This is a genomic window from Pectobacterium aroidearum, from assembly GCF_015689195.1.
Classification (GTDB): domain Bacteria; phylum Pseudomonadota; class Gammaproteobacteria; order Enterobacterales; family Enterobacteriaceae; genus Pectobacterium; species Pectobacterium aroidearum.
Map to the genome: position 1 here is coordinate 1,937,710 of NZ_CP065044.1, position 14,392 is coordinate 1,952,101.

General features: G+C 52.3%; 11 protein-coding genes. 7 read left to right on the forward strand and 4 right to left on the reverse strand.

What is annotated here, in order from left to right:
* Window positions 1–24: 24 nt before the first annotated feature.
* Entirely contained in the window at window positions 25–1,044 is a 1,020-nt protein-coding gene (locus tag I2D83_RS08715) for an ABC transporter substrate-binding protein (protein WP_205947939.1), read from the reverse strand.
* A 413-nt stretch (window positions 1,045–1,457) separates the two neighbouring features.
* On the opposite strand from I2D83_RS08715, the gene I2D83_RS08720 reads away from it, so the two are divergent.
* The 3 genes from I2D83_RS08720 (at window position 1,458) to idi (ending at window position 6,107) form a co-directional block, all read left to right on the forward strand.
* Window positions 1,458–2,804, forward strand: coding sequence for an aspartate aminotransferase family protein (locus I2D83_RS08720; RefSeq protein WP_205947940.1), 1,347 nt, complete (start codon window positions 1,458–1,460; stop codon window positions 2,802–2,804).
* A 352-nt stretch (window positions 2,805–3,156) separates the two neighbouring features.
* On the forward strand, window positions 3,157–5,463 hold the full coding sequence (bglX, locus tag I2D83_RS08725) for a beta-glucosidase BglX (protein ID WP_181828255.1): 2,307 nt from the start codon (window positions 3,157–3,159) through the stop codon (window positions 5,461–5,463).
* A gap of 104 nt (window positions 5,464–5,567) precedes the next feature.
* On the forward strand, window positions 5,568–6,107 hold the full coding sequence (idi, locus tag I2D83_RS08730; RefSeq protein WP_205947941.1) for an isopentenyl-diphosphate Delta-isomerase: 540 nt from the start codon (window positions 5,568–5,570) through the stop codon (window positions 6,105–6,107).
* A 74-nt stretch (window positions 6,108–6,181) separates the two neighbouring features.
* Here idi and I2D83_RS22615 read toward each other — a convergent pair whose 3' ends face one another.
* From I2D83_RS22615 to I2D83_RS08740, 3 genes are all read right to left on the reverse strand, one after another.
* Window positions 6,182–6,289 carry a hypothetical protein gene (locus I2D83_RS22615; RefSeq protein WP_005972753.1) on the reverse strand — a complete coding sequence of 36 codons (108 nt, stop codon included), beginning with the start codon at window positions 6,287–6,289 and terminating at the stop codon, window positions 6,182–6,184.
* A gap of 91 nt (window positions 6,290–6,380) precedes the next feature.
* Window positions 6,381–7,058 carry a LysE family translocator gene (locus I2D83_RS08735; RefSeq protein ID WP_205947942.1) on the reverse strand — a complete coding sequence of 226 codons (678 nt, stop codon included), beginning with the start codon at window positions 7,056–7,058 and terminating at the stop codon, window positions 6,381–6,383.
* Between the two features lie 52 nt (window positions 7,059–7,110).
* The gene (locus tag I2D83_RS08740) at window positions 7,111–7,956 is read right to left on the reverse strand and encodes a helix-turn-helix transcriptional regulator (protein WP_205947943.1); all 846 of its coding nucleotides are present in this window, start codon (window positions 7,954–7,956) and stop codon (window positions 7,111–7,113) included.
* Window positions 7,957–8,170: 214 nt separating this feature from the next.
* Here I2D83_RS08740 and dinG point away from each other — a divergent pair, with 214 nt between their 5' ends.
* From dinG to I2D83_RS08760, 4 genes are all read left to right on the forward strand, one after another.
* Window positions 8,171–10,270 carry an ATP-dependent DNA helicase DinG gene (gene dinG, locus I2D83_RS08745; RefSeq protein WP_205947944.1) on the forward strand — a complete coding sequence of 700 codons (2,100 nt, stop codon included), beginning with the start codon at window positions 8,171–8,173 and terminating at the stop codon, window positions 10,268–10,270.
* 522 nt (window positions 10,271–10,792) lie between these two features.
* Window positions 10,793–12,223, forward strand: a complete 1,431-nt coding sequence (locus I2D83_RS08750) for a serralysin family metalloprotease (protein WP_205947945.1) — start codon at window positions 10,793–10,795, stop codon at window positions 12,221–12,223.
* Between the two features lie 104 nt (window positions 12,224–12,327).
* A complete protein-coding gene (locus I2D83_RS08755; protein WP_015839821.1) occupies window positions 12,328–12,639 on the forward strand; it encodes a protease inhibitor Inh/omp19 family protein in 312 nt (103 codons plus the stop codon).
* 17 nt (window positions 12,640–12,656) lie between these two features.
* Window positions 12,657–14,384 (forward strand): type I secretion system permease/ATPase, encoded by a 1,728-nt coding sequence (locus I2D83_RS08760; protein ID WP_181844341.1) that lies wholly within the window; start codon window positions 12,657–12,659, stop codon window positions 14,382–14,384.
* The last annotated feature ends 8 nt before the right edge of the window (window positions 14,385–14,392 follow it).

The following is a 14,392-nucleotide window of genomic DNA, read 5'->3' on the forward strand; positions in this document are numbered from 1 at the left end:
AGTCTTTACTGCGAATACAGGCCATTATCGACCGATGGATTTTTGCCAGGTTGCCAGTGTGGCGTCGCGATCGTTGGCGCTTTTGGTGAAGTCCACAGGGTAGAGTACGTGTGTGAGATCGGCTGGCAGACCCGCTATTTGCGCGGCTTTGGACTGTTCAACGCCAGGAATTGTCACGATCTCTTTATATTTGGTGTAGAGCGTGGCGGCATGGCTGGAGAGTGTCCAGTCGAGGAAACGCTTGGCATCCGGTTTGTTCTTGGCTGCGCTCATCAGAGCGGAGGCCTCCAGCTCATAGCCTGCGCCATCGTTTGGGATCACCATTTTGATGGGGTAGCCTTCTTCAATTGACTGCATAGCGGCAAAAGCCAGCGATACGCCAATGGCATATTCTCCGGTGCGTGCTGCTTTGCAGGGGCGAGAGCCGGACTTGGTGTATTGGGCGATATTGCCATCTAACGACTTCAGAAAGGCCCAACCGTTTTGTTCCCCTTTGGCTTGCAGCAATGCGGCGATTTGTAGGTAACCTGTGCCGGACGAGACAGGATTCGGCATCACAACCTCTCCCTTGTAGATCGGATTAGTCAGATCCTGCCAGGAGGCGGGCACGGGAAGATTTTTGGCTTTTAGCGCTTCGGTGTTGACGCAAAAGGCCGCCATATAGCCTGTTGCCGCAAACCACTTGTGATCCGGTGCGCGATAGGTGGCGGCAAGGCTATCACTGCCTTTGGCATCGTAAGGTTCCAATAATGCAGACAACCGTGGGTCCATCACGCTGGTTACGGCCCAGCCCCAAATGACGTCATGCTGCGGATTTTTGGATTCGGCCAGAATCCGTGGTCCAAGGTCGCCGGTAGACAAGCGCAGTACGTTAATGGTCAGGTCGGGCAAATCTTTTTTGGCCTGTGCGACGTAATCTTTGATCTCATCTTCTTCCAGCGAGGTATAGACCGTGATGGTTCCCGCGTGTGCGGCAGCGTTAACCAGCGTGGCACAGGTGAACGCAGTGAGCAGACTGACGCGGCGAAATAAAGATCGGTTCATAAATGTTCCCCTACGGTTGTGGAAAATGTTGGCATCGGTGTCACCCTCGCCTCGAACGGTAAATCGTCCATTCTGTGCATTTTTGTGTTTCTTGCGAGTGGTCTGAAGTTTTAGCACTAATCGTGCCATTTTCTGATTTGACGAAAACCAATATAAAAATAAATATATAAATCAATATATTATTTATATTGCTTTGTAAGCGGAGTAGTTCGATTAACGGATAGCGGAACCGTGCATCCATTTTGTGATGTTTTTATTGCACTTTTTTGGCATTTTTGTGCATCAAAAAAGTGCGTTTTTTTGTATTTGTGTGTTTTGTTGCTTTTGGTGTAGGGTGAGTGTTATCTGAACATGCACGCTGCATTTCCTCATGCAATACGCAGTCGGGCCACCACCTTTCTACAGGAGTCATTATGGCGACACGATCAACCATCATGGATACCAACAGCTTTCGTACTGAGCATGCGGATGCGCTGGATGAAGATACGCGGAGACTGACGGATAGACGTTCTCAGGTGTTAGGGGATTCTTATCGTTTGTTTTACCGTAATCCGGTGCATCTGGTTCGCGGTGAGGGACAATATTTGTGGGATGCCGCTGGACATAAATATCTGGATGTCTACAACAATGTTGCCAGTATCGGACACTGCCATCCTGCGGTCATCGACGCCGTTCACGCGCAAATGCGTCTGCTCAATACCCATACCCGCTATTTGCACGAACGTATTCTGGATTACTCCGCAGATATTCTCAGTACCGTACCAGCCGCCATCAATAAGGCGATGTATATGTGTACGGGATCGGAGGCTAACGATCTGGCGATCCGTGTCGCTCGGGCCTATAGCGGCGGGACGGGCATTATTGTGAGTCGAGAAGCCTATCACGGGACCAGTGAGTTGACGTCCGGTGCGTCACCTGCGCTTGGAAGCGGGCAGCCTTTGGCGGCGACAACCCGTCTTGTGCCTGCTCCCGATCGTTATCGCGTGAATGCTCCCGATCTGGGTGTCTGGTTCGCGCAACAAATTCAACTGAAAATTGATGATATGGCCGCGAACGGCATCAAATTTGCTGGTTTTCTGGCGGATTCCATTTTTTCTTCGGATGGCGTATTGCCGGGACCTGCAGGTTACCTGAAACCTGCGATAGATGTGGTTCATGCCAATGGTGGGATTTTCATCGCAGATGAGGTCCAGCCTGGTTTTGCACGAACGGGCGAGCATTTCTGGGGATTTGGTCGGCACGATATTGTGCCTGATGTCGTGACGTTGGGTAAACCGATGGGCAACGGCATCCCCGTATCCGCGCTATTGGCAAAAGCCGATGTGCTGGCGGCATTCAGTGATGAAATTCCTTATTTTAATACTTTTGGTGGCAATCCCGTGTCGATAGCGGCGGCGCAGGCGGTATTAAACGTGATTCGTGAGGAAGGGCTACAGGAACACAGCCGTGTTGTTGGGGAAAAATTGAAGCGGGAGTTAACGCTGCTTGCCGATCGCCATGCGTGTCTCGGCGATGTGCGCGGTGCAGGGCTTTTTATCGGTTTTGAGTTGGTCAGCGAGCGGGAAACAAAAACACCGGATAAAGCGCTGGCGCTGGACGTGGTTGAACAACTTCGAGCTGAACGCGTCCTGACATCGGTTGCTGGTCCGCATGGTAACGTGTTGAAGCTGCGCCCGCCGTTGGCATTTCAGGAACATGATATTGACTGGCTGGTCGGGGCGCTCGATCGCGCGCTAAGCTTGCAGTCACATCGGCGTTAATTCCCCCTCAGATGCGCATGCGTCGGCAGTTGTCCGCCGCATGTGGCGCCATGCTGTTTATTTCTTTTCTGTGACCGCCCGCGTTGAATGTAAGTTTTGCGTACCGTCTAGCATTATTCTTGCAGTTTTTATTAAATGAAATCTCAATAAATGCACTATATTACGCGCTGTGCATTTGAGTGCGTCGGTGCGGCAACCACTATCGGGAAGCCTTATTCGCTTAAGGCAGGGGAAGGTGTTTTTCGCCTTGTCAGAGAAGGGATGTGACCGTCGGAATCTTCAACCTGTCTTGTGCTTCAGCGCCTTATTCTGTTTTGCTCTGACGCCTGGATTGACTGGGTCTTTATAACGAATGAAATGGCTTACTTCACTGACTATAGCAATTGGACTTGCTTGTAATCCGGCGTTTGCGCAGGAGTTGACGTCTGCGCCGGCATCAATATCGCCTTCACATCAGCAACGTGATGCGTTTGTCACGGATCTGCTGAAAAAAATGACGCTGGAAGAGAAGATCGGCCAGCTCCGATTGATCAGCGTTGGGACGGATAACCCCAAAGAAGCCATTCGGGAAATGATCAGAAATGGTCAGGTTGGCGCGATTTTTAATACGGTAACCCGCCCGGACATTCGTGCGATGCAGGATCAGGTCATGCAACTCAGCCGCCTGAAGATTCCGCTGTTTTTTGCCTACGACGTGGTGCATGGTCAGCGCACCATTTTCCCTATCGCATTGGGACTGGCTTCCAGTTGGGACATGGCCGCGATTGAGAAAAGTGCGCGCGTGGCGGCTTATGAAGCGACGGAAGACGGCCTGAACATGACCTGGGCGCCGATGGTGGATATCACCCGCGATCCGCGCTGGGGCCGCGTGTCGGAAGGTTTCGGTGAAGACACCTGGCTGACCAGCAAAATTGCTGGTGTGGTTGTTAAAGCCTTTCAGGGCGATGACGTAACGGGTCGCCATTCGCTGATGACCAGCGTAAAACACTATGCGCTTTACGGCGCGGTGGAAGGTGGGCGCGACTATAACACCGTGGACATGAGCCCTCAGCGCATGTTCCAGGACTATATGCCGCCTTACAAAGCGGCGATTGACGCGGGCAGCAGCGGCGTGATGGTCGCGCTGAATTCAATCAACGGTACGCCAGCTACCTCAAACAGCTGGCTGCTGAAAGATGTTCTGCGCGATCAGTGGAATTTCAAAGGCATTACCATTACCGATCACGGTGCGATTAAAGAGCTGATTAAGCACGGCGTGGCCAGCGATCCGCGTGATGCATCGCGTCTGGCGGTGAAATCCGGTATCGGTATGAGCATGAGCGACGAGTATTTCGTCCGTTATCTGCCCGAGCTGGTGAAAAGCGGGGCAGTGAGCATGCAGGAGATCGATGATGCCTGCCGTCAGGTGCTGAACGTAAAATATGACATGGGGCTGTTTGAAGATCCGTACCGCCATCTGGGGCCGGTAGGTTCCGATCCGGTGGATACCAATGCGGAAAGCCGCTTGCACCGTCTGGACGCGCGTGATGTGGCGCGTAAAAGTCTGGTGCTGTTGAAAAACCGTCTGCAAACGCTGCCGTTGAAAAAAGAAGGCACGATTGCTGTTGTCGGGCCATTGGCTGACAGCCAGCGCGATACGATGGGAAGCTGGTCTGCTGCGGGCGTAACGAAACAGACGATTACCGTTTATCAGGGGCTGAAGAATGCCGTCGGCGATAAAGCCACCATCCTCTATGCCAAAGGTGCCAACGTCAGTAATCACAAAGGTATCATCGACTTCCTGAATCAGTATGAAGATGCCGTACAGGTAGATAAACGTCCGCCGCAGGTGATGATTGATGAAGCCGTTGAGGCAGCGAAGAAAGCGGATGTGGTAGTTGCTGTCGTCGGCGAAGCTGCCGGAATGGCGCATGAAGCATCCAGCCGCTCGAATATTGACCTGCCGCAAGGCCAGCGTGACCTGATCGCGGCGCTGAAAGCGACGGGTAAACCGCTGGTTCTGGTGCTGATGAATGGCCGTCCTCTGGCGCTGGTGCGTGAAGATCAGCAGGCCGATGCGCTACTGGAAACCTGGTTCAGCGGCACCGAAGGCGGTAATGCGATCGCCGATGTGCTGTTTGGTGACTATAACCCGTCCGGCAAGCTGCCAATGTCCTTCCCGCGTTCCGTTGGTCAGATCCCGATTTATTACAATCACCTGCCGTCAGGCCGTCCTTACACGCCGGAAAACCCAGGCAAATATACGTCTCACTACTACGACGAAGCCAATGGGCCGCTCTATCCGTTCGGTTACGGCCTGAGCTATACCACGTTCAGCGTGTCAGACGTACGTTTGTCCAGCCAGACGATGAAGCGTAACGGGACGATCAACGCCAGCGTGACGGTGAAAAACACCGGCAGCCGCGCGGGGGAAACGGTCGTGCAACTGTACGTGCACGATGTGGTGGCTTCCATTAGCCGTCCGGTGAAAGAGCTACGCGGTTTTGAGAAAGTGATGCTACAGCCGGGAGAATCTCGCACGGTCACGTTCACGCTCGATCAGGAAGCACTGAAGTTCTACAATGCTCGCATGCAGCAGGTGGTCGAGCCCGGTAAATTCGACGTGATGATCGGTCTGGATTCACAGCGAGTGAAGAGCGATAGCTTCACCTTGCTATAATGATGTTCTCTCGCCGCCGGGAACACCGGCGGCGAATGAATACGAATTGTGATTACCACAATACAGTGTGATTGCCGGAGAGTAAGGTATTGCAGGAGAAGGGTATGCCGTTGACTGAAGTGGTGCTGGTTGATGAAAATGACAAGCCAACGGGCGTAATGGAAAAGCAGGAAGCGCATGTAAAAGGAGCATTACATCGTGCGATTACCGTCTATATTTTCAACTCTCGCCAGCAGTTGTTATTGCAGCAGCGGGCAGAGGAGAAATATCACAGCGGCGGTTTATGGAGCAATACCTGTTGCAGCCATCCTGCGCCCGGTGAAGAGACGCTGCAGGCGGCACACCGCCGTTTGTATGAAGAAATGGGATTACGCTGTGAACTGACGCCAATGTTTACGCTGACCTATCGTCTGCCGTTGGATAATGGGCTGATTGAGCATGAACTGGGGCATGTGTATTTTGGTGTGACGGATGACCTTCCGCAGATCAACCCCGATGAAGTGTCGAGCTATGAATACCAGTCGATAGACAACATAGCCCAGCGGATGGTGGAGACGCCCGAACAGTTTACTGCCTGGTTCCAACTGACCTTCGCGCGTATTCCTGCTTACTGGCAAGCATTTCGGTCTGAACAACTAAATTAATTAAAGCGATGCTAATTGCCGCGTTTCCGTGCGGCACCGTTCGTGCAGTCGGCGGGCGCTGTGAGTCAAAAGCCTCAGCCCGCGTGCTCGATAATAATGTAGCCCACCAGCATCATGCCGGACATGCCACCTAAGGCGAGAAAGGCAAAGAGACCGATAATACCGATTTTTTGAAGAGTCATCAGGTTATCCTTTTGTTAATTGCCTCGAATTATAATGCCTTCAGCCCATGAAACAAGACCGAAACGCTCCGCGCTTTTTAAATACACCGTATTAGCGAAATAAAAGCAGCACACCAAAAAAGAGCAGAATGACGCCAGCACCGCGTTCAATCGGGTTAAGCCAGCGCGTTAAACGCTGCTGAATCAGCGGGCGAGCGATCAATGCAGCGATCAGCAGATCCCACATCAACACGACAGAAAACATCCAACTACCGCTGACGAATTGCTGCGTAGGTGTCACATTTTGCCCAAGAATACTGGTCATCAGGCTAATGTAGAACAGCATGTTTTTGGGATTCAGTAGCGCCGAACCGAGTCCTAGCAGGACTTGTTTACGCAGTGTTGGACAGCGGTTGGACTGTTGTTCCGCCTGTAGCGATAGCACAGAACGGCTTTTCACTAACTGATAGCCCACCCAGATCAGATAAGCTGCCCCGGCTAATTCTATGAGGCTAAACAGCGTGGGCGAATGCTGAATGCCCGCCCAGCCGATCGCCGCCAGCAGAATATACATGCCGTTACCTAGCGCGATGCCTAGACAAATTCCCGCGCTGCCGCGCAGTCGGTAGCGAATGGCGTAGGCCGTCAGCAGGAAGAAATCCGGGCCGGGGCTCAGTAGCGCCACAAAATGCGCCAGCGCCAGAGCAGGAAAATGGGCGGGAAAGAGAGAATCAGCAGAAAAAAGGGTATTGATGAACGGCGTGTTGATAAACGTGGCATTGGTAAACATGCTATTTCTGACCTCAATAAGTAATCGAGGCCAGTCTAGACAAGGTGTTCCGCTATTTATTGTCAAATATTGATCGTGCGTACTGACCTGGTGTCGCAGCGGTGTATTGCACAAACGTTTTGTGGAAATGACTTTGATCGCAAAAGCCGCTTTGGTAGCTGGTATCCACCAGCGGTGTACCTTGTTTCAGCAGCGATTTGGCATACTCAATGCGGGCATTATTCAGAAATGCCATCGGTGTGATACCCGTATCGTGACGAAACTGCCGCACGATGGTTTCACGTCTCAGGTTCAGCTCCTCCGCCAGCGTTTCCAGAGAGGGCGCTTCTTGCAAATTATTCAGCAGACGTTCACGTACGTGGTGCGTCGTGGTTTGCGGTGCCTGATGCGGTAGTGCGGGCAAACAGGATGGCGCGGGCAGGCAATATTGTTGCCAGATGGGGTTCAGCATCGCTTTGAGCTGGTTATCTGCTGACGCGATTTCTCCCCGATATAGCAGGGTAATGATGTGCTGATAATGTGTAAACAGCGCAGGATCGCGTAAGACGACGCAGCTGCAATGCAAGGCCTCAGCCTGATAGCCACAGTGAGTCGCGATCTGGTCGAGGCACCACCCGGCATCCAGATATAGCATGTGATAACTGCGCGTTTTGCCGGGCAGCGGGTTACAGCTGTGCGGCTGTTGGGGATCAATAAAGATCAGATCGCCAACCTGTAAGTGGTGAATGTCGTTACGGTAATGGCAACGTGTTTCGCCGTGTTCTATCGCCCCAATCGAAAATTGCGCATGGCTATGTGTTTTATAGGCATGGCTGCTGTTGTACGTGCTGCGGCTTTCCACATGGGGTAATCGTGGTGAAAACCAGTACGATTGGTTAATAGCGTGGACCGAAGACATAATTTACCGAAGCTATTGTTTACCGAAGATAGCGTTTACCGCTCGCGATAAAGACCGTGTTTGATAAAAATACATGTTTGATAAAAAGAATAGCTTACCCTAATCGCTGGATGGAAGATTGTCGAGGTCGGAATGGTCTCGAGCGTGATATCGGCTGACGTCGCCGGGCGTCTGTGGGACAATGGCGCTCAGGTTACACAGATACAGAGTATGCATGACGCTGTCCCCCGCAATAAAATTGCAGATTGGTCAATGGTATAAGGCCCTGCAAGAACAAATCCCGGATTTTATTTCCCGCGTTCCCCAGCGACAGATGATTGCCGAAGTGGCGAAAACGTTGGCGGGCGATTACCCGCGCCATCTGGCTATTGAAGCGCCAACCGGCGTCGGGAAAACGCTTTCTTACCTTATTCCGGGTATTGCGGTGGGGCGTGCGGAGGATAAAACGCTGGTGGTCAGCACCGCGAACGTGGCGTTGCAGGATCAGATCTACAGCAAAGATTTACCGCTGTTGCAGAAGTTTATTCCTGAACTGAAATTTACCGCCGCATTTGGCCGTCGTCGTTATATTTGCCCGCGCAATTTGGCGATGCTGGCCACCGATCCCGATGCGCAGGGGGATTTGCCGCTCTTTCTGGATGATGAACTGATGTCCGCCAGCAAGGAGGAAAAGCGCACCTGTGTACGGCTTGATAAAGCGCTGCAAGGTTACGCCTGGGACGGACTGCGTGACCATTATCAGGATTCAATTGACGATAGCCTGTGGCAGAAGCTGAGTACCGACAAAGCGAATTGTCTTGCGCACAACTGTCATTATTATCGTGAGTGCCCGTTCTTTATCGCACGGCGTGAGATCGAACAGGCCGATGTGGTTGTCACCAACCATGCTTTGGTGATGGCGGCGATGGAAAGCGAGTCGGTACTGCCTCCCCCTAAGAATCTCCTGTTGGTACTCGATGAAGGCCACCATATTCCTGACGTTGCCCGCGATACGCTGGAGATGTCCGGCAATATTCATCCGGCTTATATGATGGCGCAGCTAGAACAGCTGGTGCAGCTCATCGGGCAGTGTATGGCGCAGTTTGCCCCTAAATCACCGCCGCGACTGGCTAACAGCGAACGGTTGACCAGCCACTGTGAGGAGATCCGCGAGTGCGTGCTGTCTTTCTCGCAAATGTGTGGGCTGTTTCTTCCGCCTGACGGTCAGGAAACCGAGTACCGCTTTGCGATGGGCAAAATGCCGGATGAAATGCGTGAACTCTGCGTACGGTTGTTCAAATTAACCGACACGCTACGGGCGCTGGCCGAGTATATGCTCAACGACCTGAGTGAGAAAACCGGGAAGCATGACGTGGTGCGCGTCTATCATGCTCTGCTGAAAATGAGCCGCCAGCAGGGCTACCTTGAGTCTATGAGTAAACTGTGGCGGCTGGCGGCAATGGAGAAATCCTCGAATGCGCCGGTTTCTAAATGGATTACGCGGGAAATGCGTGATAACCAGCCGCATCTTCACCTTCACTGCGCGGGGATCCGCGTTTGCGACCAGCTTGAAAGGCTGCTGTGGAGTAAGGTGTCGCACGTCGTGGTGACCTCGGCAACGCTGCGCTCGCTGAACAGTTTTGCGCGCATACAGGAACTTTCCGGTCTGGGCGAGCAGGAAGGCGATACGTTCATCGCGCTGGATTCTCCGTTCAACCACCGTGAGCAGGGACGTCTGGTGATTCCCAAAATGCGTTATGAACCGCTGATGGAATCTGAAGCGCAGCATATTGCTGAAATGGCGCAGTTTTTCCGGGCAGAATTAAAGCAGGATAAGCATAAAGGCATACTGATGCTGTTTGCCAGCCAGCGTGCCATGCAACTCTTTCTCACGCAGGTTACCGATTTGCGCTTGATGCTGCTGGTTCAGGGAGACAAGCCGCGCTACAGGCTGGTCGAACTACATCGTCAGCGGGTACAGGAAAGTCAGACTAGCGTGCTGATTGGCTTACAGTCTTTTGCAGAAGGGTTGGATCTGAAAGGGGATCTACTTTCTCAAGTGCATATCCACAAAATCGCGTTTCCCCCCATCGACAGCCCGGTGATTCTGACGGAAGGCGAGTGGCTAAAAAGCCTCAAACGGCATCCTTTTATCGTACAAAGTTTGCCCAGTGCGTCGTTTAACCTTATCCAGCAGGTTGGACGCCTTATTCGCAGCCATGACTGCTTTGGTGAAATCGTCATTTACGATCGTCGTTTGTTGACCAAAGGCTATGGTGCACAACTGCTGGCGGCGCTGCCCGTCTTCCCGATCGAACAGCGGGATATGCCATAACAAATTCCTCTTTATCCGTTCGTCGAATAAGGAGGCAATTAGTCCCTATTTAGCGCTATATTTTTTTATTCTTATTTGTTAGATTTGTCTCAGAACAGCAAGGATGCCGTTAATACGTGTGACAAGGTATGTCATTGCACGGCACGGTTTTTATCAACCAAGGATAGGTACCACGATGAGAATTAACGCCGTTAATAAAAACTCCTTCCTTTTCAAAAACGAATGCTGTCTGGCATCCGCTTCTCTTGCTGTCCATATCCATACCAATAATAAAAACTAGTCACCACGACCTTATTATTTATCATTTGATAATAACGAAAATAATTGGCGTTCTTTCTTAATTATTTCCTTATAGAGATAATTTTTATTTATATGCGTTTTTTACCTATAAATATTTTTTAGTGAGTTTTATCTAACCAGGAGACGATTAGGCCGCCGCCACGTGCGGTACATGCAATACAGCCATTGCATGAAGGGATTTAGGATTCTGATCATCCCGATCAGACTTATGGAGAAGAAAAGATGGCTTTACGAGCTCAAGATAAGGATACCGCAGAGTCGGCATTGCATGCAGCGGGAACGGGGTATAGCGATGTGTACGATCTGTACAATTACCATTCCCGTGGCGATGGACAGCTTAATGGCAAACCCTCGTTCACAAGCGATTTGGCAGCGAAGGAAATTGTCCGCGACGGTCTGACCTGGAATGGAACGAACGTATTCGGCAAATCCGCTAATCTGACCTATTCGTTCTTACAGAACGTGCGGTCTATCCCTTCTGGCGATCAGGGCTTTGTGAAATTCAGCGCAGCCCAGGAACAACAAGCCAAACTGTCTCTGCAATCGTGGTCAGATGTCGCTAATGTCACGTTTACTCAGGTTAGCCCTACCCAAAAAGCCACCATCACGTTTGGTAACTACACCCGTGATTCAAGTGGTCGGTTGGACTACGATACCCAGGCTTACGCTTATATGCCGGGTAACCACTCGGCGGCGGGCAGCGCCTGGTTTAACTACAACTCCGACACGGTGCGTAACCCGGCGACGGAATACGGCAAGCAGACGCTGACGCATGAGATCGGTCATGCGCTGGGTCTGAATCACCCAGGTTCTTACAATGCTGGCGAAGGTAACCCAACCTACCGCGATGTGACCTATGCGGAAGATACGCGCCAGTTCAGCCTGATGAGCTACTGGAGTGAGCAGAACACCGGGGGAGATTTCCAGGGGCACTATGCTGCAGGTCCGCTGATTGATGACATCACGGCCATCCAATATCTGTACGGTGCAAACATGAACACGCGTACCGGTGATACGGTATACGGTTTCAACTCCAACACCGGCCGTGATTTCTATTCAGCGAATAGCAGCAGTGACAAACTGATCTTCTCCGTTTGGGATGCGGGCGGCACGGATACGTTTGATTTCTCTGGCTACAGAAACGATCAGCGTATCAACCTGAATGAAGGTGGATTCTCTGATGTTGGCGGCCTGAAAGGTAACGTGTCTATCGCCCACGGCGTGACCATCGAAAACGCCATTGGCGGTTCCGGCAACGATATTATTATCGGCAATGACGCGAATAATATTCTGAACGGCGGCGCAGGCGATGACGTCATTTACGGCGGCGGCGGTGCAGATACGCTGACGGGCGGCACGGGCAAAGATATTTTTGTCTACGCCAGCGCGAGCGATTCTTCTTATAAGAACGGTTATGACACCATCACGGACTTCCAACGCGGCATCGACAAAATCGACCTGTCAGCGTTGAATCAAAATAAAGATTTGCAGTTTGTTGATGCGTTCACCGGACGTGGCAATGAAGCACTGCTTGACTGGGATGCGGGTAGCAATACAACCAATCTGTGGCTGAATTTTGCGGGTCAGACCACACCAGACTTTGTTGTGCATATTGTTGGTCAGCCTTCTGCGGCAACTGATTTTATCGTGTGATGTAACAAGGACGGGGTTCCCCCGTCCTTTTCTGTTATCGACTAGGGGCCACTATGAAAAAGTTAATCATCGCGGCGTTGTTAAGTGCAATAAGCGGAGGATGTATGGCAAGTAGTCTGAAATTGCCTTCAGCAAGTGAGCTAAGCGGCGTATGGCAATTGCGTGGCGGGGAACAGCAGTGCGAGGTTGTGCTGCATAACGCGTCGTTAGTGGAGAATACCTGGCGCCTTGAGGGAGATGTTCAGTGTTTAAAAGCGCTGCTGCCGGATGTGCCAGCCGGATGGCGACCGACGCCGGACGGTATCACGCTGACGAAAGAGCAGGGGCAATCCGTCGCGTTTTTTAGCAAGGAAAAAGAGGGCTATACGCTGACATTGCCTGATGGCAGTACACGGACGTTGCATAAACAGCCCTGACAGGAGAGGCAAGCGCAGTGAGTCAACTATCAAATAAGGAACGTTCGTTGTTGAGTATACTGCGTCCTTTCCGGCGCAGCTTTTGGAGCATTGGTATTTTCAGCGCCATCGTTAATCTACTGATGCTGTCGCCTTCTATCTATATGCTTCAGGTTTACGATCGCGTACTGGCTTCGGGGAATGGTACTACGCTGCTGATGCTTACCCTGCTGATTGCCGGTCTGGGGGTATTCATGGCGGCGCTCGAATGGGTGCGTAGCTTGGTTGTCGTCAGGCTCGGGACCCGGATCGATCTACAACTGAATCAACAGGTTTTCAACGCCGCATTTGAGCGCAATCTGGAGGCTGGAGAGGCCAAAGCCGGTCAGGCGCTGAACGATCTCACGCTATTGCGGCAATTTATTACGGGCAACTCACTGTTTGCCTTCTTCGATATCCCCTGGTTTCCCTTCTTTTTATTGGTGCTGTTTCTGATCCACCCGGTTCTCGGTCTGCTTGCTCTGGGGGGAACCGTGGTACTGGTGCTGCTGGCGTGGCTGAATCAATATCTCACCACGTCGCCTTTGGAAGAGGCAAACCATGAAGCGCTACAGGCGACGCATCTTGCGGATACGCAACTGCGTAATGCGGAAGTCATTGAATCAATGGGGATGCTGCCTAATTTACGCCGTCGCTGGCTGGGGCAACACTACCGCTTTATTACCTTGCAAAATCTGGCAAGTGAACGAGCTGCGGTTGTCGGCGCGGCATCAAAACACGCACGCGTTTTTCTGCAATCGCTAATGCTCGGTGTGGGTGCTCTGCTCGCGATTAAGGGTGAAATTACGCCGGGCATGATGATTGCGGGGTCAATCCTTGTCGGGCGCGTGCTGAGTCCTATCGATCAGTTTATTGGTATTTGGAAACCCTTGAGCAGCGCCCGTCAGGCCTGGCATCGGCTGAGTCGTATCATGGCAGCTTACCCGCCCAAAGCGGAGCCCATGGCGTTACCTGCGCCGGTTGGCCAGCTCAGCGTCGAGAATGTGCTGTTGCAGACGCCACAAGGCGCGGCCAGGTTGCAGGATATCCATTTCTCGCTTCAGGCAGGGGAAACGCTGGCGATTCTGGGCGCATCGGGTTCAGGAAAATCGACACTGGCACGCCTGTTGGTGGCAACGCAAACACCAACGCGAGGCAAAGTTCGACTGGATGGCGCCGATCTCAGCCAGGTAGATAAAACGGCGTTTGGTCCGGCAATGGGCTACCTGCCGCAGGATGTGCAACTCTTTAAGGGCACGCTGGCGGAGAACATTTCTCGCTTTGGCGAACATGATGCGGAAAAAATTGTGGCGGCGGCGAAGCTGGCGGGTGTCCACGAAATGATTCTTAGCCAGCCACAGGGATATGACACGCCTCTCGGCGCCGACGGCAACGGGCTGTCGGGCGGTCAGCGGCAGCGTATCGCGCTGGCGCGGGCAGTGTATGGTGAACCCTGCTTGCTGGTACTCGATGAGCCGAACTCCAGCCTTGATAACGAAGGTGAAATGGCTCTGGCGCAGGCGATTTCGCATCTTCAGAAACGGGGGGCAACGGTGGTACTGATTACGCATCGTCCTGCATTAACTACGCTGGCGCATAAGATTCTGGTGCTTAATCAGGGTAGGCAACAACGCTTTGGGCCTGCGCGTGAGATTCTGAGCGAACTACAGCCGCGCCGTGCTGCCAATCAGGCACAAATGACACCCTCTGCCGCTGTCCAGCGGTAACATGGAAT